At 54.9% G+C, this 25,632-nt stretch carries 28 protein-coding genes; 12 read left to right on the top strand and 16 right to left on the bottom strand.

The window, feature by feature from the left end; genetic code table 11:
• Nucleotides 1-3 precede the first annotated feature (3 nt).
• The 4 genes from AC2FLE_RS04265 to AC2FLE_RS04250 all read left to right on the top strand — a co-directional run bounded on the left by AC2FLE_RS04265 (nucleotide 4) and on the right by AC2FLE_RS04250 (nucleotide 5,132).
• The gene (locus AC2FLE_RS04265) at nucleotides 4-1,890 is read left to right on the top strand and encodes an AMP-dependent synthetase/ligase (RefSeq protein WP_496695425.1); all 1,887 of its coding nucleotides are present in this window, start codon (nucleotides 4-6) and stop codon (nucleotides 1,888-1,890) included.
• A 29-nt stretch (nucleotides 1,891-1,919) separates the two neighbouring features.
• Complete coding sequence (locus AC2FLE_RS04260; RefSeq protein WP_496688051.1) at nucleotides 1,920-3,080, top strand: ABC transporter substrate-binding protein; 1,161 nt, start codon at nucleotides 1,920-1,922, stop codon at nucleotides 3,078-3,080.
• A 144-nt stretch (nucleotides 3,081-3,224) separates the two neighbouring features.
• A complete protein-coding gene (locus tag AC2FLE_RS04255; protein WP_496693179.1) occupies nucleotides 3,225-3,890 on the top strand; it encodes a YrbL family protein in 666 nt (221 codons plus the stop codon).
• Nucleotides 3,891-4,043: 153 nt separating this feature from the next.
• On the top strand, nucleotides 4,044-5,132 hold the full coding sequence (locus AC2FLE_RS04250) for an SGNH/GDSL hydrolase family protein (RefSeq protein WP_496695422.1): 1,089 nt from the start codon (nucleotides 4,044-4,046) through the stop codon (nucleotides 5,130-5,132).
• Between the two features lie 102 nt (nucleotides 5,133-5,234).
• On the opposite strand, the gene rpsI is transcribed toward AC2FLE_RS04250, so the two are convergent.
• The 4 genes from rpsI to AC2FLE_RS04230 form a co-directional block, all read right to left on the bottom strand.
• A complete protein-coding gene (rpsI, locus tag AC2FLE_RS04245) occupies nucleotides 5,235-5,720 on the bottom strand; it encodes a 30S ribosomal protein S9 (protein ID WP_271947073.1) in 486 nt (161 codons plus the stop codon).
• A 5-nt stretch (nucleotides 5,721-5,725) separates the two neighbouring features.
• On the bottom strand, nucleotides 5,726-6,184 hold the full coding sequence (rplM, locus tag AC2FLE_RS04240; RefSeq protein WP_496695420.1) for a 50S ribosomal protein L13: 459 nt from the start codon (nucleotides 6,182-6,184) through the stop codon (nucleotides 5,726-5,728).
• 147 nt (nucleotides 6,185-6,331) lie between these two features.
• Entirely contained in the window at nucleotides 6,332-6,862 is a 531-nt protein-coding gene (locus tag AC2FLE_RS04235; protein ID WP_496695418.1) for a GNAT family N-acetyltransferase, read from the bottom strand.
• An 11-nt stretch (nucleotides 6,863-6,873) separates the two neighbouring features.
• A complete protein-coding gene (locus tag AC2FLE_RS04230; protein ID WP_496695416.1) occupies nucleotides 6,874-8,277 on the bottom strand; it encodes an aminotransferase-like domain-containing protein in 1,404 nt (467 codons plus the stop codon).
• Between the two features lie 99 nt (nucleotides 8,278-8,376).
• Between AC2FLE_RS04230 and AC2FLE_RS04225 the strand changes: the two genes are divergently transcribed.
• Nucleotides 8,377-8,604, top strand: a complete 228-nt coding sequence (locus AC2FLE_RS04225; RefSeq protein ID WP_142633870.1) for a DUF1127 domain-containing protein — start codon at nucleotides 8,377-8,379, stop codon at nucleotides 8,602-8,604.
• 59 nt (nucleotides 8,605-8,663) lie between these two features.
• On the opposite strand, the gene AC2FLE_RS04220 is transcribed toward AC2FLE_RS04225, so the two are convergent.
• Entirely contained in the window at nucleotides 8,664-9,107 is a 444-nt protein-coding gene (locus tag AC2FLE_RS04220; protein ID WP_496695414.1) for a PaaI family thioesterase, read from the bottom strand.
• Nucleotides 9,108-9,165: 58 nt separating this feature from the next.
• Between AC2FLE_RS04220 and AC2FLE_RS04215 the strand changes: the two genes are divergently transcribed.
• From AC2FLE_RS04215 to gluQRS, 4 genes are all read left to right on the top strand, one after another.
• Entirely contained in the window at nucleotides 9,166-9,951 is a 786-nt protein-coding gene (locus AC2FLE_RS04215; RefSeq protein WP_282021264.1) for an enoyl-CoA hydratase, read from the top strand.
• A 261-nt stretch (nucleotides 9,952-10,212) separates the two neighbouring features.
• A complete protein-coding gene (trmFO, locus tag AC2FLE_RS04210) occupies nucleotides 10,213-11,553 on the top strand; it encodes a methylenetetrahydrofolate--tRNA-(uracil(54)-C(5))-methyltransferase (FADH(2)-oxidizing) TrmFO (protein ID WP_496695412.1) in 1,341 nt (446 codons plus the stop codon).
• Nucleotides 11,554-11,590: 37 nt separating this feature from the next.
• Nucleotides 11,591-12,205, top strand: coding sequence for a class I SAM-dependent DNA methyltransferase (locus tag AC2FLE_RS04205; protein ID WP_496695410.1), 615 nt, complete (start codon nucleotides 11,591-11,593; stop codon nucleotides 12,203-12,205).
• On the top strand, nucleotides 12,202-13,098 hold the full coding sequence (gene gluQRS / locus AC2FLE_RS04200; RefSeq protein ID WP_496695408.1) for a tRNA glutamyl-Q(34) synthetase GluQRS: 897 nt from the start codon (nucleotides 12,202-12,204) through the stop codon (nucleotides 13,096-13,098). The genes AC2FLE_RS04205 and gluQRS overlap by 4 nt, the downstream gene beginning before the upstream one ends.
• Before the next feature lie 4 nt (nucleotides 13,099-13,102).
• Here gluQRS and hisI read toward each other — a convergent pair whose 3' ends face one another.
• Nucleotides 13,103-13,492: a phosphoribosyl-AMP cyclohydrolase gene (hisI, locus tag AC2FLE_RS04195; protein ID WP_281972122.1), complete on the bottom strand. Its 390-nt coding sequence runs from the start codon at nucleotides 13,490-13,492 to the stop codon at nucleotides 13,103-13,105.
• A gap of 48 nt (nucleotides 13,493-13,540) precedes the next feature.
• Here hisI and AC2FLE_RS04190 point away from each other — a divergent pair, with 48 nt between their 5' ends.
• Nucleotides 13,541-13,993 (top strand): iron-sulfur cluster assembly scaffold protein, encoded by a 453-nt coding sequence (locus AC2FLE_RS04190; RefSeq protein ID WP_281972123.1) that lies wholly within the window; start codon nucleotides 13,541-13,543, stop codon nucleotides 13,991-13,993.
• 60 nt (nucleotides 13,994-14,053) lie between these two features.
• Entirely contained in the window at nucleotides 14,054-14,692 is a 639-nt protein-coding gene (locus AC2FLE_RS04185) for a MarC family protein (protein WP_142633886.1), read from the top strand.
• Between the two features lie 186 nt (nucleotides 14,693-14,878).
• Here AC2FLE_RS04185 and AC2FLE_RS04180 read toward each other — a convergent pair whose 3' ends face one another.
• The 5 genes from AC2FLE_RS04180 to sciP form a co-directional block, all read right to left on the bottom strand.
• Entirely contained in the window at nucleotides 14,879-15,052 is a 174-nt protein-coding gene (locus AC2FLE_RS04180; protein ID WP_496676229.1) for a hypothetical protein, read from the bottom strand.
• 62 nt (nucleotides 15,053-15,114) lie between these two features.
• Entirely contained in the window at nucleotides 15,115-17,205 is a 2,091-nt protein-coding gene (gene recG, locus AC2FLE_RS04175; protein WP_496695406.1) for an ATP-dependent DNA helicase RecG, read from the bottom strand.
• On the bottom strand, nucleotides 17,202-19,328 hold the full coding sequence (gene ligA, locus AC2FLE_RS04170) for an NAD-dependent DNA ligase LigA (protein ID WP_496695405.1): 2,127 nt from the start codon (nucleotides 19,326-19,328) through the stop codon (nucleotides 17,202-17,204). The genes recG and ligA overlap by 4 nt, the downstream gene beginning before the upstream one ends.
• A gap of 123 nt (nucleotides 19,329-19,451) precedes the next feature.
• A complete protein-coding gene (ctrA, locus tag AC2FLE_RS04165; RefSeq protein WP_496695403.1) occupies nucleotides 19,452-20,168 on the bottom strand; it encodes a response regulator transcription factor CtrA in 717 nt (238 codons plus the stop codon).
• Between the two features lie 82 nt (nucleotides 20,169-20,250).
• Entirely contained in the window at nucleotides 20,251-20,544 is a 294-nt protein-coding gene (gene sciP / locus AC2FLE_RS04160; RefSeq protein ID WP_281994636.1) for a CtrA inhibitor SciP, read from the bottom strand.
• Between the two features lie 129 nt (nucleotides 20,545-20,673).
• Here sciP and mnmA point away from each other — a divergent pair, with 129 nt between their 5' ends.
• Nucleotides 20,674-21,819 (top strand): tRNA 2-thiouridine(34) synthase MnmA, encoded by a 1,146-nt coding sequence (gene mnmA / locus AC2FLE_RS04155; RefSeq protein WP_496695401.1) that lies wholly within the window; start codon nucleotides 20,674-20,676, stop codon nucleotides 21,817-21,819.
• On the opposite strand, the gene AC2FLE_RS04150 is transcribed toward mnmA, so the two are convergent.
• Genes AC2FLE_RS04150 through fabZ form a run of 5 tightly spaced genes read right to left on the bottom strand, consistent with a single transcriptional unit; the run spans nucleotide 21,816 to nucleotide 25,608 of the window.
• Entirely contained in the window at nucleotides 21,816-22,397 is a 582-nt protein-coding gene (locus AC2FLE_RS04150; protein WP_271947048.1) for a hypothetical protein, read from the bottom strand. The two genes, mnmA and AC2FLE_RS04150, sit on opposite strands and share 4 nt — an antisense overlap.
• Complete coding sequence (lpxB, locus tag AC2FLE_RS04145) at nucleotides 22,397-23,554, bottom strand: lipid-A-disaccharide synthase (protein WP_496695400.1); 1,158 nt, start codon at nucleotides 23,552-23,554, stop codon at nucleotides 22,397-22,399. Before lpxB ends, AC2FLE_RS04150 begins: the two co-directional genes overlap by 1 nt.
• The gene (locus tag AC2FLE_RS04140) at nucleotides 23,554-24,348 is read right to left on the bottom strand and encodes an LpxI family protein (RefSeq protein WP_496695398.1); all 795 of its coding nucleotides are present in this window, start codon (nucleotides 24,346-24,348) and stop codon (nucleotides 23,554-23,556) included. The genes lpxB and AC2FLE_RS04140 overlap by 1 nt, the downstream gene beginning before the upstream one ends.
• A gap of 4 nt (nucleotides 24,349-24,352) precedes the next feature.
• Nucleotides 24,353-25,138: an acyl-ACP--UDP-N-acetylglucosamine O-acyltransferase gene (gene lpxA, locus AC2FLE_RS04135; protein WP_271947043.1), complete on the bottom strand. Its 786-nt coding sequence runs from the start codon at nucleotides 25,136-25,138 to the stop codon at nucleotides 24,353-24,355.
• Nucleotides 25,135-25,608, bottom strand: a complete 474-nt coding sequence (fabZ, locus tag AC2FLE_RS04130; RefSeq protein ID WP_496691266.1) for a 3-hydroxyacyl-ACP dehydratase FabZ — start codon at nucleotides 25,606-25,608, stop codon at nucleotides 25,135-25,137. Before fabZ ends, lpxA begins: the two co-directional genes overlap by 4 nt.
• Between the last annotated feature and the right edge of the window lie 24 nt (nucleotides 25,609-25,632).

The following is a 25,632-nucleotide window of genomic DNA, read 5'->3' as shown; positions in this document are numbered from 1 at the left end:
AGCATGAATATAAGCACCCTGCCCTCTCAGATCATGATCAACGGTGTTCAGTACAACGCAAATCCCGGTCAGCGACCGGTCTATGTGGACGAATGCACAACCATCGGGCAACTATTTCAAAAGCGTTGTGCCGATTTGGGCGCGCGTACGGCGCATCGTGAAAAGGATTTCGGTATCTGGAAATCCTATTCCTGGGCGGATTACTGGCAGCACGCGAAATGGATAGGCCTCGCCCTGCAAAAGCTCGGTTTGAAACGCGGTGAGGTCGTATCGATCCTGTCCGAGGACCGAAAAGAATGGGCTTGGTTCGATATGGGCATTCAGGGCGTCGGGGGGATCGCCTCGGGCATCTATACGACGGATTCGGCCGCGCAACTGAAATATCTGATCAATGACAGTGGCAGTCGTTTTCTGGTGGTCGAAAATGAAGAGCAGTTGGACAAGTTCCTTGAGGTCGAAGGTGATCTTCCCAATCTTTTGAAGGTTATCATCCTTGAGGATGAAGGTCTGCATGACCTGGACCATGACCGCTGCATGTTGATCGGCGATCTTTATGAGCTAGGTCAGCAAACCGAGCGTGAAGAGCCGAACCGCTTTGACGCCGAAATCGCGCTTGCATCCCCGCAGGATACCGCTCTTCTGGTTTATACATCGGGCACGACCGGCATGCCAAAAGGCGCAATGCTGAGCCACGAGAACATTCTTGCCGCAATCGAAGCCGGGGCCCATTCCTTGCCCGCATTGGAAACAGATGAACAGCTGTGCTTTTTGCCGCTCTGCCACATCCTCGAGCGTGATGTTTCCATATATTTCCCGCTGGCAACGAAATCTGTCGTCAACTTTGCCGAAAGCCCCGAGACTGTTTTCGCAAATCTGCAAGAGGTTTCTCCTTCGACGTTTACGGCGGTCCCGCGTGTCTGGGAAAAGATCTATTCTCAGGTTCAGATCATGGCCCAGGATGCAACCTCGACCGGGCGCGCGGCCTTTGGAATGGCGGTAAAGGCGGGTCTGGCACGTGCCGAATATATCCTGGCGGGCAAGCCGGTCCCGGCCAGTGTTGCCGCGCAGTACTGGCTTTGGGACCGTTTGGTTCTGCGTAACCTGCGCCGGATGCTGGGGTTGGACAATATGCGGCGCGGTGGAAGCGGCGCCGCCCCGATTTCGGCGGACTTGCTGAAATGGTACTGGGCCATTGGTGTACCTCTCGTCGAAGGTTTTGGTATGACCGAAACATCGGGCCTGGCGACATTGAATACACTTGGAAACAACAGGATCGGAACCATTGGAAAGGCTGTGCCCGTTAATGACGTCCGTATTTCCGAAGGCGGAGAGATTCAGCTTAAAGGGTTGAACATCTTTCAGGGTTACTGGCGAAACAACTCCAAAACAGCCGAGACTTTCACTGCCGATGGTTGGTTGCGTACTGGTGATATGGGCCAGATCGACCAAGACGGTTTCGTGACCATTACGGGTCGCCTCAAAGATCTTATCATCACGGCGGGCGGCAAAAATATCGCCCCGGCCGAGATTGAAAGCCGTCTCAAGTTCAGCCCCTTTATCTCGGACGCAGTTGTAATTGGCGATAAGCGCAAGTTCCTGACTGCACTAATCATGATTGATCAGGAAAACGTGGAGAAATTTGCGCAGGATCGAAAGGTCCCCTTCTCGAATTTTGCCTCTCTTTGTGCCTCCGCCGAGGTTCGGGACCAGATCAAAGACGAAGTGGGTGCCGCAAACAAGGATTTCGCACGGGTTGAGCAGATCAAGGATTTCCGCCTGATAGATGTTCTCCTGACGGCAGATGATGACGAACTGACGGCCACAATGAAGCTCAAGCGCAGCTTTGTGGAAAAGAAACACGAACATCTTATTGAAGACATGTACAATTAGACAAAACGTTATCCAAAGGGAGGATTATAATGAGGAATCTGATTAAACGGCTGTCCGCTGCCACAGTTTTGACGGCTGTCGCGACACTCTCCAGCGCTCAGACACAGGGTGTTACGGATGATGAGATCGTAATCGGCTCGGTCAATGATCTGAGCGGTATCTTCGCCGCTGTTGGTGTCCCAGCCACCAAAGGCGCCAATGTGGTGTTCGACCGCGTGAACGCTGCAGGTGGTGTTCACGGTCGGACCATCCGTTTTGTGGTTGAGGATAATGGCTATCAGATGCCGCGCGCGATGCAGGGCTACAACAAGTTGCTGAACCGCGACAAGGTGTTTGCGATGTTGCAATCTCTGGGTACGCCGATGAACCTGGCCGGATTCAAACTGCTGGATCCCAAGGGCATTCCGAATGTCGCGCCTTTGACGTCGTCGCAGAAAATGCTGCAAGAACCAGTGCGCAACAAATTCACGTCCTTTTCCACCTATTTCGATCAGGCGCGTGTCGGCGTGAACTATCTGGCCGGCGAATTCGGATCGCAAACAGTCTGCACCATGTATCTGCCCACCGATTTCGGCGAGGAGATTCTGGAAGGCAGCAAGGCGGGTGCCGAAGAGGCCGGGATCGGTTTTGGCACAGAAACCACCCACAAGCCTGATGAGACCGATTTCGTGGGCTCTCTGAGCAAGCTCAGAGATGAAGGCTGCGACATCGTCACCATGGCCCTTGGGGTTCGGCAGGCGATCACTGTGGTTGGCACCGCCAAAAAGATGGGTCTAACGGATATGAAATTCTTGGGAACATCAGCCAGCTTCCTGACCGTCGTTGCGCAGGTGCCGGGTGGCGTGACGGATGGTTTTTATGCCGCCGCCTCATGGCTGGACTTGTGGGCCCGCGCGGATCAACCGGCCCCTGCAGCCTTCATCGAAGAGTATAAGGCTGCAACAGGCGAAGACCCCGTTGGATTTGCGATGTTGGGCTATTCTGCGGCTGAAATGATGGTTAAGGCGCTGGACGCCGCCGGCCCCGATCTGACTCATGACAGTTTTATCGCTGCGATGGAGACACTCGACTACAACGACGAACTGGTTGGAAATCACATCTCGTTTTCGCCGGACGACCACCAAGGTGCCGACACGGTGTTTGTGAGCGTTGTTGAAAACGGTGCTTGGAAGCTGGTCCACGAAGAGTAACGACTGAAAAACAGAGTTTGATCAGCACTCAGGCGTTAGAAACCATGAGCCGTCCGTTCCAATACGGACGGCTTTTTCATTTTGTTTTGGGCTATCCACCTGCGGATAATTGGTTCCAATGCAAAACCGCTATAGTTAGGCGAAATGGAAAAAACTCGAATCGAAAATCTGTTATCGTTGAAAGATCGTAAGATCATCGCGCAGGGTAATCGGCAATTTGTCTATCAACACCCTGATCTGCCGGACACTCTGCTGAAGATCCCGCAACCTCAGACGATAGATGACGAAGCTCATCTTGTGACGGATACCTGGTTTGATCGGATGTTTCGACGCTCGACGGCGTTCAAAGGATTTCTGCGCGAGTTTCACGAGTCGTTTGATCTTATGGTGCGTCACCAGAAATCCGCTGCCCCTATCCCCGTATGTGAGGTGCGAGGTGTGGTTCAGACGGACCTGGGTCTGGCGCTTATGTACGAGCGGATTTCCGAGCCTGACGGGCAGCTATCGCCCAGCCTTATTGGTATGGTCCAAAGCCGTCGCCTTAAGCCGCATCACTTGGATTCTTTGAACGCGCATTTTGACATTTTGGTCAAAGAGAACGTTTTGGTCAGTAACCAGAACCCCGGCAACATCGTCTATCAGACGTTGGCCGACGGCTCAGGACGATGGGTCTGGATAGACAGTTTCGGAAATAAGCAGGCGATCCCAGTTCGCAGGTGGTTCCCAAGCCTGAACAAACGAAAGATCGAGCAGACTCGGCAGAAATTCCTTGCTTTGGCTCAACAGGCTTTAGGACGTGAAGCGGACTGACAAATCCGTGTTGGAGTGACTTTCTTTTCGTCTCACGCTTGACGTGTGCGGGCTGTTAATCTCAACATTCAGAAATGTTTTTTGTGCGTCCTCGTCATTACAACGATAACGGGACCAATTCGGTAAATGGTATTCTAGGTAGTTAGATAAAAAATGCGGTCAAAAATTCTGAACTTTCTGATCATCGTGATGATCTCTGCAACGCTTCTTGCTGGTGTGGAGCTGGGCATCCGTTGGCTGTCACCACAAGGCGTTCTGACAACATATCCAGAGGGTGGTCCACTTGGATTGAAGGACCCGGTCGTCGGGCATACGAACAGGCCAAACACCGTCGTCGCCATCAATGCACCAGAGTTCACGGTTGAGTATAAAGTCGACGAAAACGGGTTTCGTGAAACCCGCTTTCCAGCCAGTGCATCAGACGATGGAAAAACCATCAAGATCCTGTTGCTGGGAGATTCCTTTACCTTCGGCGCCTCAAATGAGCTGGGCGATATCTGGCCAGAACTCTTGGCCCAGAAGTTCCTGGATCAAGGCATGCCCGTTCAGCTGATCAACGCAGGTGTTCCGGGATATAACACATCTCAACAGGCGCTGTATCTCGAGCGGTTAAGCGAAAAATATGACCCTGATATCGTTCTAGTTACCTTTCTTCCCAATGATATGTTCGCAAATGAGCCCATTCGGACCGTTGATGGCGTTGATGTCGCCTTTAGCGATGTCAGTTCGGTTGTAGGCTCGGGGAATATCAAGAAATCCTCGCTACACTCGGTTACGCTGTTAAAGCGAATGCTGATGGCGAACGATCAGACCTATACCCAACTGTACCTGATGACGCCGCGAAAGGCCTTTTTCACCACCCCGATGAGCGATCTGTTTCAAGCCAAAGTCGAGACGACAAAGCAGGTGTTTTCCCGCATGGCAGCCTTCACGCAGTCGCAGGGGTCCGAGCTTGTGGTCGTGTCCGTCCCACAGTTGTTTCAGGTTCTTCAGGCCGCGAAAACATCTTCCGATCCCGAGGTCGATCCCGGCCTACCCGACCGCCTAATGGAGGGTGTGGTGGCCGAGCAAGGATTTCAGTGGCACGAAGCGCTGCCCTACCTCACCGAGGAATACAGCTCCACAGGTAAAGATCTGTATTTCAGATACGATGGTCATCTGAATGCCGACGGCAACAGGGTTCTGTCTGATTTCATGTTCCAGATTCTGGGCCCGCTGATCGAAACCAAAACAGCTGGCTGAGTCCGACAACAGATTCGGCAAACCAAATCCCAATCAACAAAAGAAAAACGGCCGCAACATTGTGCGGCCGTTTGAAACAGTCTTGAGGGTTCGTGCCAGCGATTAACGCTTGGAGAACTGGAACGAACGACGCGCTTTGCGCTTACCGTATTTCTTACGTTCCACAACGCGGCTGTCGCGGGTCAGGAAGCCAGCGGCTTTCAGTGCGCCACGCAGCGACGGATCGTACAGTTGCAGCGCTTTCGAGACGCCGTGCTTGACCGCACCGGCCTGACCGGTCAGGCCACCGCCTTTGACGGTTGCAACAACGTCGAACTCACCTTCTACGCCGGCAACCTGAAACGGTTGGCGCAGGATCAGCTGCAGAACGGGGCGTGCAAAGTACACGTCCTGGTCTTTGCCGTTCACGGTGACCTTGCCGGAGCCCGGCTTGATCCAAACACGGGCAACAGCGTCTTTACGCTTGCCGGTGGCATAGGCACGACCCAGTTCGTCGCGTACGGGTTCACGCACGATGACTTCTTCGGCCACAACTTCAACGCCTGCAACGGCGCTCAGCTCTTCGAGAGTATTGATCTGATCAGCCATGGTCATTAGCTCCGGGTGTTTTTCTTGTTCATGGATGCAACATCCAGAACTTCGGGCGCTTGCGCCTCATGGGGATGCTCGGCACCAGCATAAACACGCAGGTTGGTCATAACCTGACGCGATAGGCGGTTGCCCGGCAGCATGCGCTTGACCGCCTGGGTCACGACGCGCTCGGGGTATTTGCCCTCGAGGATCTGCTGCTTGGTGCGCGACTTGATGCCGCCCGGGTGGCCAGTGTGCCAGTAGAAGTTCTCTTCGCGCTTCTTGCCGGTCATCTGGATTTTGTCAGCGTTGATCACGATGACATTGTCGCCCATGTCCATGTTCGGGGTGAACGAGGGTTTGTGCTTGCCACGCAGACGCATGGCGACGATCGAGGCAAGACGGCCCAGAACAACGCCCTCGGCGTCGATCAGGATCCATTTCTTGTCGATGTCTGCAGGTGTTGCAGAAAAGGTTTTCATGGCAGGATAGTCCTGTTTGATGTGAAAGACCGCCCCCATACGGAGCGGTCCGAATTCGATGGATGGGGTTTAAACCCACGCGAAAGGCGGGTCAATACACACAAATCAGTTTTAACTTAGCAAAAACAATGCATTACAAAATAGGTATTATTTTACCCCATGTTTTTGCCAATCTTTTTCCGTCAATACCCAACGCATCCACTGCCCAGCCCCGGTACCAAGAACAAGTTGCTGGGTATCAACGTACCGCGCCCCAAGTTTCGCGGTCCCTTTTTGTGATCGCAAGTTGGTTGGGTCGATATGAAACCAGACCTCATCCAGTTCGCCGAACACCTGATTTACCATCAGCGATTTGATCGCCCGATTGCTGGCTCCGCCCCAGTGATCACGGGTGATAAAGCTGTATCCGATGCCGATGCCTCTGGGAACTTCGGGAGGCTCATAATAGCGAGAGCACCCGATGACCCGGCCTGTCGCCTCTTCTCGTACAGTCACTGACCCACCTGCGCTCAACAGAAAATCGAAATAAGGGGCGAAAACCTCTTTCTGATGGCGGGATATGGCGGGATGCCCGGCCCAAATCAACGGATCGCTGGCTGCAAGGTGCAGGTCTTCGAAGTCACTTTTGAGCATAGGTGTGACGACAAATCCCCTGCCCCGCATTTCGCGAATATCCATCAAGCGTCCCCTTACACCGAAATCTGTTCGGGTGGATTATCCAGCAGGCGCCTGAGACGCTGCATTGCGTCCTCGAATTGATCCAACGATACATGCCCGTTCATGGCTATGCGAACCGCATTGGGTGCGCGCCCGTCACGCAAAGCAAACTCATCGGCAGACCGCAGTTGAATTCCCTCTCGCTCGGCTGCGCGGCTGAACGCAGCCGCTCGCCAACCAGAAGGCAAGTTCAGCCAGACAAAAGGTACATCTGAGGCCCAGTTCAGGTCGAACCCACCTAGGGCGTTTACGGCCACGCGCACATATTCCCCCATCCGGGTCCGGACATCTTTTGCGATTTGGCGCGTCCGCGGATCAGACAACATCAGCCGCGCCAGTTCGGCAAGCGGCTGAGCAAGGCCAAAATAGCCATATTCCGCTGAACGGCGCAGATCAACGCTGCGCTCGCGCGGCGCTATGGCAAACCCGACACGCAGTGCGGGCGTCAAAATCTTCGAGATCGACGACACATGCCATCCCCTTTCCGGCGCCAGGGCGCGATAGCTGGGCGCTCTTGCATCACCCATGCGGTAGCAGTCGTCCTCGATTATCTGGACGCCGAACCGCCGCGCGATTTCCACAACTTCTTTGCGGCGTTCCAGTGGTGTATGTGAGCCGGTCGGATTTTGAACCTCGGGTGAGACACATATGGCCTGCGCCGCCGACTGGCGAAGGACATGCTCCATAGCGTTTGGATCCACGCCCCATTTGTCCATCTTTACGCCAATGACCTCTGCACGCATCAACTCACCGGCCCGTCGGAACCCTGCGTATGACAGATCCTCGACCAGAACGATCGGCTTTGGTCCGCGTAATATTGTCTGAAATACAAGGCAAAGGCCGTTTTGTCCGCCGTGGGTCAGAACGATATCGTCCTGCGAAATTGGTCCCAATGGCAAATCGGAAAGCCAATCTACAACAGCCTGTCGCATAGGTTTATACGCATCGCGGGTTGGATAATTCATAAACAGGCGTGGATCGGATTGTGCCACTTTCTGCATACATTCGCGGATCAGGGCCACCTGCCCCATATCGGCGAGCCTTGGGCTGAACAGGCTGACATTGGCTTCATATTTGTCATCTCTGAGATGAAGTTGCCGAGCCCAGACATCATCGAGCAGAGGCGCCTTGGGCGGGGCCACAAATGTACCACGTCCTACTTCGGCACTGAGCAGACCTTCGTCTGTGAGTATCGTATAGGCGCGCGCAACGGTGCCGGGTGTGATTTGTAACCTATAGGCAAGTTCCCGCACCGGCGGCAGCTTTGTACCGACTTCCAAAATATTGTTATCTATAGCTTTTCGAATTGTATCGGCGACCAGTGTATATTTTGGCCCTTTGGATTTAGGCAGTGACTCTGGCCAAATTGTATCCATTACAATTCTTCCTTTGATTGCAGCACAATTATGAATGTATCAAGTGTTCATACCGAACATATAACGTTTGTGTCAATACAATTTGAAAGGAACCCCAAGATGACACGCGCAATGCACAACCCCGCCCTGATAGCGCTTAACGACAGCCCCCGGCTGCCGCTGATTGCCGCACTGGCCGTGCGGTTTGCGGCGACGGTCACAAAATGGGAGCGGCAACGCCGCAGCCGAATTAACTTGTCCAATCTCGATGACAGGCTGCTGAAGGATGTGGGCCTGACTAATTATCAGGCCAGACGAGAGATCGAACGCCCTTTTTGGCAGGGCTAGGTAATCCCCAGTCCCTATATGGGACCTCTTCCTTGGCCGGGTTTATCCCGGCCATTTTTTCACCCAAAAGCTGCCGCAGCTGACCCCTCTGGTGGTAAAGAATAGGTCATCGTTGCGCGTGCGACGGGTTTGTCTGACCCTTCCGAAAATATTAGAACGTCACCTACGGCAAGGGTTTTTCCTAGCTTCAGCAAGGTGCAGTGCGCAATCAAATTTGCATTTCCATTCGGTTTACGCATGAAGTCCATTGAACAACCGGTTGTCACGGCCAGAGACTGCTGGCCCCTGCGCGCCAGGATCAGTGCGTAAACGCTTACATCAGCTAATCCAAACATAGACGGCCCCGAGACAGTCCCACCGGGGCGCAAATGACGGTCGCCAACGGCAAGTCTCATGACGATGGACTCTTCGGTCAGATCCTGGACCGAATAATCCTGCCTGACCTGGGGGAAGATTTGGCTCATATAATCCTCCAGTTCCTCCCGATTCATTGCCAATGACATACTTCCCCTCCTGGATTTGCCGACCTAGAGTTGGCCTCACATCAGATCGGAGGGCAAGATGGGAATTCTGGAACGAAATGACGCAGACGCCGTGGCTAGACTTACAATGAATGCGCCAGACCGACTCAACGCCCTAAGCGACGAAATGCTGGCTGCGCTGCAGACTGAACTTGATGCCCTGCGCGAAGACAGTTCCATCCGGGCGGTGATCCTTTCTGGTAAAGGCAAAGCTTTTTGTGCGGGTCATGATCTGAAACAGATGACAGCTGGGCGCCAATCTGAAGACGGCGGCAAAGCCTATTTTCAGGACCTTTTCAATCGCTGTGCGAAAATGATGCTTTCAATTCAGTCGCTTCCGCAGCCGGTTATTGCCCAGGTGCACGGCATTGCTACGGCGGCCGGATGCCAGTTGGTTGCAACCTGCGATCTTGCTGTAGCTGCCGAAGGGACGCGGTTTGGCGTAAACGGTGTGAATATCGGGCTGTTCTGTTCGACCCCAATGGTTGCTCTTAGCCGAAACATTCCACGCAAACACGCCTTCGAGATGTTGACGACCGGGGATTTCATTCCGGCGTCACGAGCTGCTGAGCTGGGTCTTGTCAATCGCGTGGTGCCAGAAATGCTGTTGGAGCATGAGGCTGTTTCACTGGCCGAGCAGCTTGCCTCAAAACTGGGATCTGCCGTGAAAGTCGGAAAACAGGCCTTCTACCGCCAGTTGGATATGCCATTGGATCAGGCCTATTCCTATACCGGCGAGGTAATGGCTCAGAATATGATGCATCGGGATACCGAAGAAGGAATATCTGCATTTATCGGAAAAAGAGATCCAAATTGGAGCCAATAAGGAATTTGTCATGCATATTTTTCCGCAATGTCGCCATTTTTGGACTTTTCAAATGGGCGTTACTGTGGCAATGCTGAGACGAGGCTGAGGCCTTGAACACTTTTTGGGTCGCCGTGGGCGGAAGGTCCCTCCGAGCTGGATTCTCTCACTGGCGCAGACATTCCCGCATCGGCGACCCCAAAAATCCCTTGAAAACATGATTTCCCGTGCGCCATCGCTGCTGTGTTGCGTTGCGATCTTCTGTGCCCTATGTGGCAGCTTATGACACAGAAATTGCATATCGTGGGCGGCGGCATGGCCGGGTCCGAGGCCGCATGGCAGGCGGCGGAAATGGGCGTCGAGGTCGTGATTCACGAAATGCGCCCAAAAGTCGGAACTTTTGCGCATCAGACCGGCAATTTGGCCGAGATGGTCTGCTCGAACTCATTCCGGTCGGATGATGACGAACAGAACGCCGTTGGACTGCTGCATTGGGAAATGCGCGAGGCCGAAGGGTTGATCTTGAAAACGGCAGATGCGCACCGACTTCCGGCCGGGGGCGCATTGGCTGTGGATCGCGATCCGTTTGCGGAATCTGTGACGGCCAAGTTAAAGGCTCACCCCCTTGTCGAAATCACTGGCGAAGAAGTGACCGCCCTGCCCGATGACGGCCAATGGATTTTCGCCACCGGCCCACTGACGTCTGCTGGATTGGGAGAAGCAATCCGCGCGGAAACCGGCGCCGAGTCGTTGGCGTTCTTTGATGCCATTGCACCAATCGTCTATGCAGACAGCATCGACATGAGCAAAGCTTGGATGCAATCTCGGTATGACAAGGGTGAGACCGAAGAAGAACGCACCGCTTACCTGAATTGTCCGATGGACCGAGAACAGTACGACGCCTTCATCGACGCTCTGCTGGCCGCGGACAAGACCGAGTTCCACGAAGGAGAGACCGCAGGCTATTTCGATGGTTGTCTTCCGATAGAGGTTATGTCCGAGCGGGGTCGTGAAACATTGCGCCACGGACCGATGAAACCGGTCGGCCTGACGAACCCGCATCAGCCCGAGGTAAAGCCCCATGCGGTGGTTCAACTGCGCCGGGATAACTCGCTAGGAACATTGTTCAACATTGTCGGCTTTCAGACCAAGATGAAATACGGAGCCCAAACCGATGTGTTCCGCATGATTCCGGGGTTGGAGAATGCCAGTTTTGCGCGGCTGGGCGGTATTCATCGCAATACGTTCATCAACTCTCCGACATTGCTGGATTCCCAGATGCGGCTGAAATCAAAGCCCAATATCAGGTTCGCTGGTCAGATTACCGGTGTCGAAGGCTATGTGGAAAGCGCCGCGATGGGTCTTTTGGCCGGACGTCTGGCTGCTGCCGAGATGTTGGGCCGTACCGTTCCCGAAGTTCCGCAGGACAGTGCCATGGGCGCTTTGATCCACCACATCACTGGCGGTGCCGAGGCAAAGACATTCCAGCCTATGAACGTTAATTTCGGTCTGTTCCGCCCTGTCGATGGGTTGAAAGGCGGTCGGCGTGGCCGAAAAGACCGCTACAAGGCCTATACTGACCGCGCCAAAGAAGAATGGGCCAAGTGGTTGGCGCATTGGTGACTGGACGGGTCCGGCCCCGGCGTCCTAACATATCGGCATGAGCGATAAATTCCTAAAGGGTGTCTATGGGCTGGATTCGCCTCAGGCGACCAAAGCGCATTATCAGAAATGGGCCTCGTCTTATGATGATGAGGTTGGATCGAACGGCTATGCGACCCCGGGGCGTATAGCCCGGGCTCTCTTGTCGCAATTACCTGAAACGAAAACCCCAATTCTAGACTATGGCTGCGGTACCGGTCTGTCGGGTGTCGCACTGAACGCGGTAGGATTTGAGGTCATCGACGGAATAGACCCCACCCCGCAGATGTTAGAGGGCGCTCTGGCAAAGGGGGTTTATCGCAACCTAACCAGTTTCGACATCACAGATCCCAACCCTCTGCAAGCTGGCGCATATAAAGTAATCACAGCGATCGGAGTCATCGGCGTCGGCGCCGCACCGCCAGAGACACTGGATATGCTCATAAACGCATTGCCATCACACGGTCTTTTAGCTTTTTCTTATAATGATCATACGCTTGAAGATCACAGCTATACCGTTCGCCTAAGTGAGTGGCTGGATATGGGCGCAGCACGATTGCTGTTCCGGGAATATGGCCCGCACCTTCCGGGAATGGACATGAAGTCTGACGTTTATATTGTTGAAAAAGTGTGACTTTAGTAACCAGATTTGCACCATCACCTACAGGACCGCTGCATCTTGGCCACGCTTATTCGGCGATGTTGGCCCATGATTTTGCAAAGTCGAATAATGGACTGTTTTTGCTGAGAATCGAGGACATCGACCGATCTCGCTCGCGTCCGGAATGGGAAACCCAGATTTACGATGATTTGCATTGGCTTGGCCTGTCTTGGCCTGAACCAGTGCTGTGCCAATCCACGCGAACCGCATTCTATGATGCCGTGCTGGACGATCTGTGGTCGCGGGGGCTGCTGTACCCGTGCAGCTGCAACCGAAAAGACATCGCCAACGCGGCCAGCGCTCCCCAGGAAGGAGCCCCACTTCTTGGTCCGGACGGGATTATCTATCCGGGGACGTGTCGCACACGTTGGAAACAACAGGGTTCATCGGGTCAACCACGCCCGCTTAGTATTCCGTTGCGATTGGATATGGCCGAAGCTTTGCAACAAACATCCAGCCTGTTTCAGAGCGATAAAAACACTGCATGGTTTCAAGAGATTGGAGAAGGTCCAAGCGCTGAATCCGGCTGTGTCCGGTTTACACAGGCAGAGATGTTGGAAACGGTTGGGGATGTCGTTCTGTCGCGCCGGGATATGGGCACGTCGTATCACTTGTCGGTCGTTCTGGATGACGCTGCACAAAAAGTTACGCATGTGGTTCGCGGTCAGGATCTGTTCGAAGCCACACGTATCCACGTTCTTCTGCAGGCGTTGTTGAATTTGCCGACACCCATCTACCTCCATCACTGCCTGATACGCGATCAGGCCGGCAAACGGCTGGCTAAACGCGACGATGCACGAGCCATTGCCAAGTTCCGCGAGGAAGGTGCGACGCCCGAAGATATTCGGGCGATGGTGGGGCTTTGACCAATCAGGTCATGGGGTGCATGATTTCGACCTCGTCCCCGTCTCTGACCGCTGTGTAGAAACAAGATCGACGGTTGGTGTGGCAGGCCGGGCCGGTCTGGCGCACAAGGACAAGCAGGCAATCCCGGTCGCAATCCACGCGGAGATCAACCAATTCCTGCACATGGCCCGAGCTTTCACCCTTGATCCAGAATGACTGGCGCGAGCGGGACCAATAGGTAACGCGTCTGGTTTCGAGCGTCTTTTCAATGGCGCTCTGGTTCATCCAGGCCATCATCAATACCTCGCCCGTATTTTCGTCCTGAGCGATGGCTGGAATCAGCCCAGCCTCGTTGAATTTCAAACTCGATGCATCGAACGCGACTGAGGAAGACATGACAAAAACCTTTTGCATCCCGGTGGATGGCCACTATGTATTGGGAACATTCAACGAGGGAAAGACATGTCCGGTGAGAATGACCTGATAAAGCTATACTCTGGCCGAATTCTGGCCCTTGCTGCTGACATCCCACACCTATGCCGGCTTGATGATGCTGACGCTACGGTGAAAAAACGCTCGCCCCTATGCGGGTCGACCATCACGGTTGATGTCAAAGTTCAGGATGGCAGAATTTCAGAGTTCGGTCAGGACGTGAAAGCCTGCGCTTTGGGACAGGCCTCCGCTTCGGTTGTTGGCGGGGCAATCGTCGGAACAACGCGTGCTCAGGTCGAAAAGGCGCGCGAGCAACTGTCCGCGATGCTGAAAAAGGATGGATCGGCACCCGAGGCCCCATTTGATGGGCTAGAGGTTTTGATGCCCGCACGGGAATATAAGAACCGCCATGCCTCGATCCTGCTGGTTCTTGATGCAACCGCAGAGGCATTTGAACAGGCGGAACGTGCAAATTGCGCCTAAACATGGTTTTGACGGGCGAAACGTTATAGCCTTTCGGAATATACGAAGGGAATTCCAGTTTTGAACGGTTTACTTGAGCATTTTGTCACGCTTTGGGTTGTTATTGATCCTATTGGAACAATCCCGGTCTTCATCGCTGTTACCGCAGGGCTTGGGGCCGCTGCACGCCGCAAAATGGCGCTTGTGGCCTCGCTTATCAGCGCCGGGATTCTGTTGTTTTTCCTGGTCTTCGGGCAACTGCTGATCGAGGCACTGGATATCGGCCTGAACTCTTTTCAAGTCGCTGGCGGCATTATCCTTTTCCTGTTCGCGCTGACCATGATTTTTGGCGAGCCCAAACAGGAAGTCGAGCAGCGCGCTGCCGAGGACGACATCAAAGACGAACTCCACAAACACAACCCAGCGATCTTTCCTCTTGCCGTCCCCTCGCTTGCCTCACCAGGTGCGATGCTGGCCATCGTCATCTTGACCGATAACAACAGGTACAGTGTTGCTGATCAGGGGATCACGGCTTTGGTCATGCTGTCGGTTGTTGCGATTGCCTTTGTCCTGATGTTGCTGGCCGAACCGATCATTCGGCTGATCGGCCATTCAGGCGCCGCCATCATCAGCCGTGTCATGGGGATGATCCTGGCATCGGTCGCAGTAAACTCGGTTCTGTCGGCGTTGTTGGAAATTATGAAAACCGGCCAGCTCTAAAAAAAACCGCCGCTCCTTCCGGGCGGAAAGGGCGGCGGCAGGTAATGCGTTTCTCATGTGGGGTCCGGATATCCGCGCGGGGCCGAGGCATGGCCCTTCAAGGGTATTGGGACAGGCAGGTCACCCTTGATTGAAATGGGGATGACAAGCGCGGCGTGATCGGCACGAGATCGCAGGCAGAAAGGCTTAATACGTTCCGGGAAGATGAAGTGCGACCATAAGTATGACCACCAGTGCAACCGCACCTGCTGCGTCCTGCAACAGCGTCGACTGGGAACGACTTAGGGTGGTCTTGATCTGGGTCAGCATATGGGTTCCTCCGGTCAGGGTTTTAATCCTTTGTTGACCTTTTGTTCTCATATTTTGATGTCTTGGTAAAGAACTTTTTGAGAACATTTGTGAACTAATGTTCCTGTTTTCGTCTAACCAACTGATATCAAACGGATTGCCTGATCCTGTTTCATCAGCCACAAAAGAACACGAGCCGCCTTGCCCCTTTGCGTTTCAAGTTTGGCGTCCGCGCCCAGCAGAGCCCTTGCGTCAGACTGCGCAACTGCCATCAAACCGGCCTGCCTTTCCAAATCGGCGATACGGAACTTCGGCAGACCAGACTGCGCGGTACCGATCAGATCGCCCGCTCCGCGCATTTGCAGGTCTGTCTCAGAGATTTTGAACCCGTCTTCGGTTTCGCGCAGAACTTCCAGCCTTTTGCGCCCCCCTTTGCCGAGGGGCGGCTGATACATCAGCAGACATGTCGATTCTGCCTCGCCTCGCCCAACACGACCGCGCAGCTGATGCAGCTGCGCCAGGCCAAAAATCTCGGCCCTTTCGATGACCATGATCGAGGCATTTGGAACATTCACGCCAACCTCGATTACCGTGGTCGCCACCAGAACTTTGGTTTGCCCCTGCTGAAATGCCTTCATCGCAGCGTCTTTGTCGGCGGGCGGCATTTGGCCGTGAACCAGCCCTACGACCCCGTCCCCCAAAATGGCACGCAGCCTTTTGAACCGTTCCTCAGCCGCGGTCAGATCCGAGACTTCAGACTCATCGACAAGCGGGCAGACCCAGTAGCATTGGCGGCCCTCAGCAATAGCCTTTTGCAAATGCGAGACGACTTCCTGAATCCGCTCAGTACTGACAATCGCTGTTTTGACAGGTTTTCGCCCCGGTGGCTTTTCATCAAGCACGGACACGTCCATGTCACCATATTGGGTCAGGGCCAGACTGCGCGGGATCGGCGTTGCGGTCATGACCAGCACATCCGCCCCCTTGCCTTTTTCCGACAGCTCCATACGTTGACGGACCCCAAATCGGTGCTGTTCGTCGACGATTGCCAGCCGTAATTCCTGAAACGCGACATCGCTTTGAAATACGGCGTGAGTGCCCACCAAAATGTGAATATCCCCCCGTTGAAGCGCCAACAGCTTGGCACGCCGATCCACCCCCTTGTCGCGACCGGTCAGGATTTCCAGAACCACGCCCGCCTCTTCGGCGAGGGGGCGCAACCCTTCCAGATGCTGCTGAGCGAGTATCTCGGTTGGGGCCATCATGACGCCCTGCCCGCCCGCCTCGACCGCGACCAGCAGCGCCATGAACGCAACCAGAGTCTTGCCGGACCCAACATCCCCCTGAAGCAATCTGTTCATGCGCGTATCGGAGGCCATATCCCCTGCGATCTCTTGAATTGCGCGCTGTTGGGCGTTGGTGGGCTTGTATGGCAGGTTCGACAACACACGGGATTGCAGCTTGCCCGTACCAGCGCTAGCGACCCCCTTGACCCTGCGCTCTCTTTGGCGGGCCAATGCCAACGTCAATTGATGCGCGAACAGCTCATCATAGGCCAAACGCTCATGCGCTGGAGAAAAAGACGCTACATCATCCGCACCCTGCGGATTATGCGCTGCTTGTACAGCGCTCAGCCAGTCTGGCCAGTTCTCTTTTGCGACCTGCGCGGGATCAATCCATTCCGTCAATTCCGGCGAGAGTGCAACCGCGCTACGCGCGGCCTTGAAGGCAGTTTTCTGGGTCAGCCCCTGGGTCAAATGATAGACAGGCTCAAACTCAGGGATATCCTTTGCATCCGCAGGCGGCAGCATGTGATCCGGGTGAACCATCTGAGCAATGCCGTCGAAAAGCTCGATCTTGCCAGAAACCACCCTGCGCGCGCCCTGAGGGAGCACTTTTTGCAAGTAATCGCCGCGGGCATGAAAGAACACCAACTGAAATTCAGTCTGGCTGTCTTCAACATGGACACGGTACGCACCGCCCTTGTTTCTAGGGGGGCGATGGATGCCAACGCTGACTTCTACGGTCAGCGTCGAAGGCAAATCGACGCCTTGAATGGTATCGCGCCTGCGCCGATCAATCACCGCATAAGGCAGCCCGAACAAGACGTCGCGCGGGGTCTCGACACCTGACTGCGCCAAGACCTGAGCCGTCTTCGGCCCCACGCCGTCAAGCGTTTCCAGCCGCGAAAACAGCGGGAACAGAGATTCGGGACGACCGCTCATTTGCCGTCGATCAGCTGCAACCAGCCATCTTCGTCGAGCGTCTCGATCCCAAGCTCAGCCGCCTTTTTCGCCTTTGATCCAGCGCCCGGTCCCGCAACCAAAAGATCGGTCTTTTTGCTCACCGACCCCGACACTTTAGCGCCCAATGCCTCGGCACGTGCTTTGGCTTCGGCGCGGGTCATCTTTTCAAGCGTTCCCGTAAAAACCACGGTCTTTCCCGCAACGGGGCTACCCGAGGTATCGGGCCGTTTCGCGTCTTGGACATCAAGCTGAGCCACAAGATCGTCGATGCTCTGCCGTTCGGCAGGCTGGGCGAAGGCTGAAACCAATGCGCGGGCCATAACCTCACCAACACCGTCAACGTTCAGCAGCTCATCCCATTCTGACCCGGTCTGACTATGCGCTATGGTAACCGCTTTTTCCAGCTCATCCCATGATCCGTAATGCGTTGCGATTAGGTTCGACGCTGCCTCGCCGACATGTCGAATGCCCAGTGCAAACAGCAACCGACCCAGTGGAATAACTCGTTTTTCATCAATCGCTTGCCACAGATTGGTGGCGCTCTGCGCCCCCCATCCCTTGCGATTAGCCAGCCTGTTCAGGTTTACACTATCTCGTTGTTTCAGAGTAAAAATGTCAGCCGGGGTCCGAACTGGCAGATCGGGATCATCATAGAACATCTCAATCTGCTTTGCTCCAAACCCTTCGATGTCAAAGGCCTTGCGTGAGACGAAATGCTTCAATTTCTCAACGGCTTGCGCAGGGCAGATAACGCCACCGGTACAGCGACGGACCGCGTCACCTTCCTCGCGGATCGCATCGCTGTGACATTCGGGGCATATTTCCGGGAAGATGAACTTTTCGGCATCATCCGGGCGTTTCGAAATGTCGACATCGGCAACCTTCGGAATCACATCGCCGGCGCGATAAACCTGAACCCAGTCGCCGATCCGAATGTCTTTGCCTTCGCGTATCTCGCCGCCTTTTGCGTCTTTACCAGAAATGTAATCTTCGTTGTGCAACGTTGCGTTCGACACGACCACACCGCCGACAGTAACCGGGTGCAGCCTGGCCACCGGGCTCAGCGCGCCGGTGCGGCCGACCTGAATGTCGATCGCTTCAAGACGGGTCCAGGCAAGCTCGGCCGGAAATTTATGCGCAATTGCCCAACGTGGTGTGCTGGACCGGAACCCAAGCCGTGATTGCAGCGCAAGATCGTTTACCTTGTAGACCACTCCATCAATGTCATATCCAAGCGTCGCGCGCTGCAGCTCGATGCTGCGATAGTGATCCAGAATCTGCTTTGTATCCGCGCATAAACGGGTTAGCGGGTTGGTTGAAAATCCGAATTCCTTCAGGCGCTGTATGGCTTCGTATTGGGTGCTTGCCAGAGGCTCAGACAGCTCCCCCCAGGCATAAGCAAAAAACTTGAGGGGACGAGAACGGGTAATTGCGGAATCCAACTGACGAAGGGATCCTGCGGCGGCATTTCGCGGGTTGGCGAAGGTTTTTTCGCCTTTCTTGGACTGGCTCTCATTTAGACGATCAAAGTCTTCGTGAGACATATAGACCTCGCCGCGAACCTCAAGGATGTCTGGTGCGCCGGTGATTACCTGTGGAATATCCGATATGGTTAGCGCATTTGCGGTAACATTTTCCCCGACTTCTCCGTCTCCCCGCGTGGCCGCCTGGACAAGCCTACCCCTCTCATACCGAAGCGAAAGGGAGAGACCGTCGATCTTGGGCTCAGCCGTATAGCTCAATCCCGTCTCGTCATCCAACCCTAGGTATTTTCGGACAGATCGATCGAAATCAGAGACGTCCTCGTCTTGAAAAGCGTTGCCCAAAGACAGCATGCGCACGGCATGTGAAATCTTGGAGAACCCATCGGCGGGGCGGGCACCAACGATATCCGATGGGCTGTCAGATCGCTTGAGTTGCGGAAATCGCGACTCGATTTCTGAGTTTCTGAGTTTCAGCGCATCATAGTCGGCATCAGAAATCTCGGGGGCGTCTTTCTGGTGATACAATGCGTTCGCATGATGTAAAAGCCCAGCCAGCCGCGCCAGTTCATTGCGTGCCTGATCTTCCGTCAGGTCTGATACAGAAATGGAATTGCTCATGCCCTCGCCCCGTCAACTGTTCTTGGAGTTCAGTGATAGGGCGAGGGCATGGCTAGGTCCAGACGTGCTGTTCAGTGAGCGAGGGTGTCGCCCCGGACCCTTGGCGACGTAAAACTTGCGCGCCTAGGCGCCAACCGCAATGCGAGGTTCATCGACGCTGTTTTTCTGAGGATCGCGCAACACATACCCCCTGCCCCAGACGGTCTCGATATAATTTTCGCCGTCGGTGGCATTGCTAAGTTTTTTGCGCAATTTGCAGATAAAGACGTCAATGATCTTCAATTCGGGCTCATCCATTCCCCCATAGAGATGGTTAAGGAACATCTCTTTAGTCAGGGTTGTTCCCTTTCGAAGGCTCAGAAGTTCGAGCATTTGATATTCTTTGCCGGTCAGGTGAACGGCCTTGCCTTCCACTTCGACGGTTTTCGCATCCAGATTCACTGCAACGCGCCCGGTGTGGATTATGGATTGAGAATGCCCTTTTGAGCGGCGAATAATGGCGTGGATACGTGCAACCAATTCTTCTCTATGGAATGGTTTGGTCAGATAATCGTCAGCACCAAATCCGAAGCCCTTAATTTTACTTTCTGTATCGTCGGCCCCCGACAGGATCAGGATCGGCGTTTCCACCCGCGCAATCCGCAACTGGCGCAGCACTTCATGCCCGTTCATATCCGGAAGGTTGAGATCAAGGAGGATCAGGTCGTAATCGTAAAGTTTTGCGAGGTCGATCCCTTCTTCGCCTAAATCTGTCGCATATACGTTCAGATTGGCATGTGTCAGCATCAGTTCGATGCTTTTGGACGTGGTTGGATCATCCTCGACAAGAAGTATACGCATTTACTGCTCCAATTCAGCTCAATTTACCGATTAAAATCGAGCCTGCTCAAAAATGGTTAATCTGACGTTACCGTTGAATCATTTATTCACACTCTCCTTTAGGTTGTCGATATTTTTTTATTGTGGTGACCTTTAATGCGTCCGTTCCGTGTTCTGCGACCGCAGAAACCCAGGAATTAAATTCTTCATCGCTGAGGCCATATTGGTTTTTGGCTTCCGAAAGCGTAATCAATCCGTAAAGAACGCCACGGACTACAATCGCTTTACGGGATGCCACCCAGCGGGTTGTCTCTTTTGGCGGCAGATCAGCCCGGGATAAAACCGTTCCATCCGGCAGGGTTACCGACCTGGGCCCCTCTACTTTGTGCAAATACATCTTTCGGTCCTCTTCGTGCTGCGACAAAGCTGACACCATGCTACTTAATGTGTTGTGAAACCGCCCCTTGAGAGTATCTAGAATTTTCCTATATTCTGCCGGTCTTTCTTAACCCGTACTGGAACCGTCATGGCCCTCGACACCGAGACACCGCTGAACTCTCTTGGCTTTGCCAAGCCCCCGTCTGAAACGCGGGTGGTTGTTGCCATGTCCGGAGGCGTGGACAGCTCGGTCGTGGCCGCGCATTTGGCGGATCAGGGGTATGACGTCATCGGCGTCACCCTGCAGCTGTATGACCACGGTGCTGCGCTGGCCAAAAAGGGGGCCTGCTGTGCCGGTATCGACATTCACGATGCGCGCCGCGTGGCCGAGGAACGCGGGTTTCCGCATTACGTTCTGGATTATGAGAACATCTTCAAAGACGCAGTGATCGACGAATTCGCCGACAGCTATCTGGCCGGTGCGACGCCGGTTCCCTGCATTCGCTGTAACGAACGGGTGAAATTCAAGGATCTGCTGGAAACCGCCAAGGATCTTGAGGCTGATTGCATGGCCACCGGCCACTATATTCAGCGCAAGACAGGCCCCAACGGGCCGGAATTGCACAGCGCCGAGGATGCCAACCGCGATCAATCCTATTTCCTGTTCTCGACCACCCCGGAACAGCTGGATTTCCTGCGCTTTCCACTGGGCCACCTGCCCTCGAAGGATGCAACGCGCGAAATGGCTGCGCAATATGGGCTGGCTGTTGCCGACAAGCCCGACAGTCAGGACATCTGTTTCGTGCCCAACGGCAACTATGCCAGCGTAATCGAAAAGCTGCGCCCCGGCGCGGCGGAACCGGGTGAGATCGTTCATGCGGATGGTCGTGTGCTGGCCCAGCATAACGGGGTGATCCACTATACCATTGGTCAGCGCCGCGGGCTTGGTATCGGAGGCCTCAGCGATCCGCTTTACGTGGTGAAGCTGGATGTCGACAAGAAACACGTCGTAGTCGGCCCCAAAGAGATGTTGGCCACCCGCACCATTCCGGTGCGTGAGATCAACTGGCTGGGCGATGAGCCGTTTACGTCACGCGATGAATGGCACGTCCTGGTCAAGGTTCGCTCGACCCGCCCCCCGCGTGAGGCCATCATCCGCCCGCTTTCGGACACCACGGCCGAGGTCGAGTTGCTGACCCCGGAAGAAGGTGTGTCGCCCGGTCAGGCCTGTGTTTTCTATGCGTCCGAAGGCAGCCGCATCTTTGGCGGCGGCTGGATTTGGCGCGGATACTAAACTGCGTCAGTCCACGAGTTGCTGAGAATATAAAGGCCAGCGCAAATCATCACGTAAGGAACAAGCATCTCAAGCTTGCGCGCGATGCGACCACTGATGAGCGGCGATTTGGCGCCCAGCAGCGCCAGCGTGGCCAATCCTACCACGGCAAGCCCTGCGCCGAAGGCTCCGGCGATCCGAAAGCCTGGCGTTGAATCCGCCAATAACGGCGCCAGAACGGCCAAAGTGTCCATCGACAGGCTAGTAAACAGTAAGGTTGTCACCAAAATTGATGCTCCGGCTTCGAGATGCGCAGGAGTGTCGACGCCCTGCCCGCGCCATTGGCGGATGGCGGCCAGACAGCCCAGTGTCAGCGGGATCATCCCCAGATACCCGGCCCAGCCCGGTATTACGCCCTCGATCCCCATGGCGAACAGCAAGGACGCCGAAATCACCAAGCCCTGTGCGAACAGAAAGCCAAAGACGGCCCGCTTGTCCCCTGACACCAAGATCAGCGCCACCAAGGCGGCAAGATTATCCAGATTGGTCAGTATCAATGCCAGAAAGGCCGAAAAACCAAAGAGGATGAACTCGGCCATCAGGACGGCATTCTGGCCAACACGGCCTTTGCAGCTCTGAAACCAGGGGCGTCGCCGTCACGGCCCAGGCGCTCCATTGTCAGATCCATCGCGTTGCGCTGCGCGTCAGGTTTCAGGGCGACCTCTCGTAGCGCTACGGCAATCTTGTCCGGTAGGCAGTCATCCAGCAGGCATTCCGGGATGGAACGCGTTTCCGAGACAAGATTGACCAATGTAACCGTGTCCAGATTGACCATACGTACTGCCAGTTTCTGGGTCAGCCAGCTGAGGCGGTAGGCAATCACCATGGGTGTTGCTTGGGCTGCAAGTTCAAGCGACACGGTACCCGATGCCGCCAGAGCAAGGTCCGCTCCGGCAAAAGCTGCGCGTTTCTGCTGAACTGCCTCTTCGGTCGGAACATTGCGCGGGTCGATCACGACGGGATTGCCTGGCCATGTCTGCAGATGTTCGGTTACGGCCTCTACCATATGTGCAACCGCCGGAACAATAACCCGCGTACCCGGCCGGTCGGCTAGGAATTGCCCCAAGGCCTGACCAAATACAGGCGCCAGACGGTCAACCTCACCCTTGCGCGACCCCGGCAAGGCAAGAACCAGCGGAGCATCCCCAAGATCATAGGCGGCGCGAAACTCCTGGATATCGCGATCTGAGGCGATGGGTTCGCTTGCAACCGGATGGCCAACAAAATCGCATTCCATCCCGGCGCGTTCCATATAGGGCGGCTCAAACGGAAGCAACGCCAGCACATGGTCGATGACCTTGGCCATCTTATCCGCACGCCCCGGTCGCCAGGCCCAAACGCTGGGGGCCACATAGTGGACGGTTCGAGTATCGCTTGCTGCTTTGACCAACTTGGCAACGCGCAACGAGAAGTCCGGACTGTCGATGGTGATCAATACGTCAGGTTTGGTGTCCAGAACGGCCTGCGCTGTCTCAGATATCCGGCGCTTGAGGTGAAAGAATTTTGGCAATACCTCGATCAAGCCCATCACTGACAATTCGGACATCGGAAAGCGGCTGTTCAGACCCTGGGCCTGCATCAATGGTCCGCCGACCCCGTCGAATGTAACATCTGGGACAAGGGCACGTAGCCCTTCCATCAACGCGCCGCCCAATCGATCGCCCGAAGGTTCGCCGGCGACCAGAAACACCCGCATCAGTTGGTTCGCTCACGCACATAAAGGAACAAACCCAGGCGATCGCACTCAGCAATTACACGTTGTCGCTGCAATACAAGCACCCCGCCCTTTTCGATCACGATCCCGGACAAACCAGCTGCGACGGCGCTGAAAATGGTTTCAGGTCCAATAGCTGGCAGATCCGCGCGAAAGTCCTGATCGGGCTTTGGACCCTTGAAAAGCACCCCACCCCCCGCATCGGGCCGTTGAGTCAGAGACTCGAGCATCCATGCGGTGCCAAAAATTCCTTCGATCGCCAAAGCCTGCCCTTTGGAAACTGCACAGGCCTGGCCGATATCAGCTGCCCCCATGGCACGCAGGATACTGGATGCCCGATCCGCATCTGCGCGATCCGCGTCTGAGGGCTGTGCCTCTGTCAAACAACCAAGCGGAGGCAGCAGTTCAGGCGCAATCTCATGCGCGGCACGGACATTCAGGCCTGAGTTTTCGAATATCCCAATGACAGCCCGTAATGCGCCGTCATCGCCGGATTGAATCGCCTGCACCAGAATAGGCACCAACGGCATCGTCGCGGCATCAATGCGCGACGGGTCAACGGCGGGACGTTGAACCGCTCCGGCCATACAGATTTCAGTTACGCCACGGGTTTTGAGATCTGCGATGAATGATCCAAGCTGTTCCAGCGGGAAAACGATGTCGGCAGACAGAGTATCCGGGGCAAAGCCTTCCATCGCGCAGATCAAGGGCCGTTCAGCCAGACAGGAAACCACTTCGTCCGGCAACACACCTGTTCCCGCGATCAGTGCCAACATGATGTTACTTCCTCGGTGTCAGAAAGGACCGATCCGAATCGCCGGTTACGAAATTGACGATTTCGCGGACATATTCGCTTTCGGCATCTTCACCCAAGCGCTTGGCGCGGTCCATAAAAGTTCCGTCACCATCGGACAATTCGCGAAACGCTGCGCGTAAAGCTGAAATATCAGCTCGTGCGACACCGCGCCGTTTGAGGCCAACAAGATTCAGGCCGTCCAGCTCGCCGCGAGGCGCTTGAACAAGCCCATAGGGAATCACGTCGTTGGGCACCATCGTCAGCGCGCCGATAATCGCCCCACGGCCCACACGAACCCATTGATGCAAACCCGAAATCCCGCCGACGATAACATCGTCTTCGATAATGCAATGTCCCGCGGCACCAGAATGGTTCACCATGATCACGCGATTGCCAATCTGAACGTCGTGAGCCACGTGAACACCAGCCATCAGCAAACAGTCATCGCCAATCCGGGTTACACCGCCACCGCCGTCTGTTCCAGAATTCACAGTTACATGTTCACGGATACGGTTTCGTTTGCCAATTTCCAGCCGCGTATCTTCACCGCCGAACTTAAGGTCTTGGGGGATTTCACCGATGACCGAAAAATTGAAGATTATGGTGTCTTCATCCACCTCGGTGTCACCGGTAACAACAACATGCGACTTCAGTTCTACCCGGTCTTTCAACCGCACCCTTGAACCAACAAAACAAAAAGGGCCGATGACACAGCCCTCTCCGATCTGAGCACCGTCTTCGATGATTGCGCTAGGGTGAATGCCACTCATGTTGTCTTTTCCATGTCCCAATCAACATAGGCTGAGAACTCAGCTTCGGCTGCGACCTCTCCATCAACCGTGGCCCTGCCAGAGAACTTGAAAATCTTGCCACCCTTCTTGCCGCGCACAGTTTCAACATGCATCTCGAGCACGTCACCGGGCACGACTTTGCGGCGGAACTTGCACTTGTCGATATTCATGAAATAGATCAACAAGTCGCTGTCGATGACATCCATCCCAACGCCAAGCATAACACCTGCGGTCTGCGCCATTGCTTCAACAATGGTCACACCAGGCATGATCGGTGTACCAGGGAAATGGCCCTGGAAATGCGGCTCGTTCATGGTGACGTTCTTGATGCCGACCGCTGACTGATAGCCTGAAATCTCGACCACCTTGTCGACCAGCAGAAACGGATAGCGGTGCGGCAATATCCGTTGAATCAGCTGAATGTCGGCGCTTTTGGTGTCCGTGCTCATAGTTCTGATATCCTGTTCTGGATT

Source organism: Ruegeria sp. CDSA077 (assembly GCF_059612265.1).
This window is presented reverse-complemented; position numbering and strand designations above follow the sequence as displayed.

Bases quoted from the DNA above. Each gene is read 5' to 3' on its own strand.
- ctrA (WP_496695403.1), bottom strand. From the start codon at position 20,168: ATGCGTATACTTCTTGTCGAGGATGATCCAACCACGTCCAAAAGCATC.
- AC2FLE_RS04225 (WP_142633870.1), top strand. From the start codon at position 8,377: ATGACACGCGCAATGCACAACCCCGCCCTGATAGCGCTTAACGACAGC.
- AC2FLE_RS04265 (WP_496695425.1), top strand. From the start codon at position 4: ATGAATATAAGCACCCTGCCCTCTCAGATCATGATCAACGGTGTTCAG.
- AC2FLE_RS04180 (WP_496676229.1), bottom strand. From the start codon at position 15,052: ATGAGAACAAAAGGTCAACAAAGGATTAAAACCCTGACCGGAGGAACC.
- AC2FLE_RS04250 (WP_496695422.1), top strand. From the start codon at position 4,044: ATGCGGTCAAAAATTCTGAACTTTCTGATCATCGTGATGATCTCTGCA.
- AC2FLE_RS04215 (WP_282021264.1), top strand. From the start codon at position 9,166: ATGGGAATTCTGGAACGAAATGACGCAGACGCCGTGGCTAGACTTACA.
- lpxB (WP_496695400.1), bottom strand. From the start codon at position 23,554: ATGCGGGTGTTTCTGGTCGCCGGCGAACCTTCGGGCGATCGATTGGGC.
- rplM (WP_496695420.1), bottom strand. From the start codon at position 6,184: ATGAAAACCTTTTCTGCAACACCTGCAGACATCGACAAGAAATGGATC.
- AC2FLE_RS04220 (WP_496695414.1), bottom strand. From the start codon at position 9,107: ATGTCATTGGCAATGAATCGGGAGGAACTGGAGGATTATATGAGCCAA.
- AC2FLE_RS04190 (WP_281972123.1), top strand. From the start codon at position 13,541: ATGTCCGGTGAGAATGACCTGATAAAGCTATACTCTGGCCGAATTCTG.
- sciP (WP_281994636.1), bottom strand. From the start codon at position 20,544: ATGTATTTGCACAAAGTAGAGGGGCCCAGGTCGGTAACCCTGCCGGAT.
- recG (WP_496695406.1), bottom strand. From the start codon at position 17,205: ATGAGCGGTCGTCCCGAATCTCTGTTCCCGCTGTTTTCGCGGCTGGAA.
- AC2FLE_RS04235 (WP_496695418.1), bottom strand. From the start codon at position 6,862: ATGGATATTCGCGAAATGCGGGGCAGGGGATTTGTCGTCACACCTATG.
- trmFO (WP_496695412.1), top strand. From the start codon at position 10,213: ATGACACAGAAATTGCATATCGTGGGCGGCGGCATGGCCGGGTCCGAG.
- AC2FLE_RS04150 (WP_271947048.1), bottom strand. From the start codon at position 22,397: ATGGCCGAGTTCATCCTCTTTGGTTTTTCGGCCTTTCTGGCATTGATA.
- AC2FLE_RS04140 (WP_496695398.1), bottom strand. From the start codon at position 24,348: ATGTTGGCACTGATCGCGGGAACAGGTGTGTTGCCGGACGAAGTGGTT.
- AC2FLE_RS04205 (WP_496695410.1), top strand. From the start codon at position 11,591: ATGAGCGATAAATTCCTAAAGGGTGTCTATGGGCTGGATTCGCCTCAG.
- fabZ (WP_496691266.1), bottom strand. From the start codon at position 25,608: ATGAGCACGGACACCAAAAGCGCCGACATTCAGCTGATTCAACGGATA.
- AC2FLE_RS04255 (WP_496693179.1), top strand. From the start codon at position 3,225: ATGGAAAAAACTCGAATCGAAAATCTGTTATCGTTGAAAGATCGTAAG.
- AC2FLE_RS04260 (WP_496688051.1), top strand. From the start codon at position 1,920: ATGAGGAATCTGATTAAACGGCTGTCCGCTGCCACAGTTTTGACGGCT.
- rpsI (WP_271947073.1), bottom strand. From the start codon at position 5,720: ATGGCTGATCAGATCAATACTCTCGAAGAGCTGAGCGCCGTTGCAGGC.
- hisI (WP_281972122.1), bottom strand. From the start codon at position 13,492: ATGCAAAAGGTTTTTGTCATGTCTTCCTCAGTCGCGTTCGATGCATCG.
- AC2FLE_RS04230 (WP_496695416.1), bottom strand. From the start codon at position 8,277: ATGGATACAATTTGGCCAGAGTCACTGCCTAAATCCAAAGGGCCAAAA.
- lpxA (WP_271947043.1), bottom strand. From the start codon at position 25,138: ATGAGTGGCATTCACCCTAGCGCAATCATCGAAGACGGTGCTCAGATC.
- ligA (WP_496695405.1), bottom strand. From the start codon at position 19,328: ATGAGCAATTCCATTTCTGTATCAGACCTGACGGAAGATCAGGCACGC.
- mnmA (WP_496695401.1), top strand. From the start codon at position 20,674: ATGGCCCTCGACACCGAGACACCGCTGAACTCTCTTGGCTTTGCCAAG.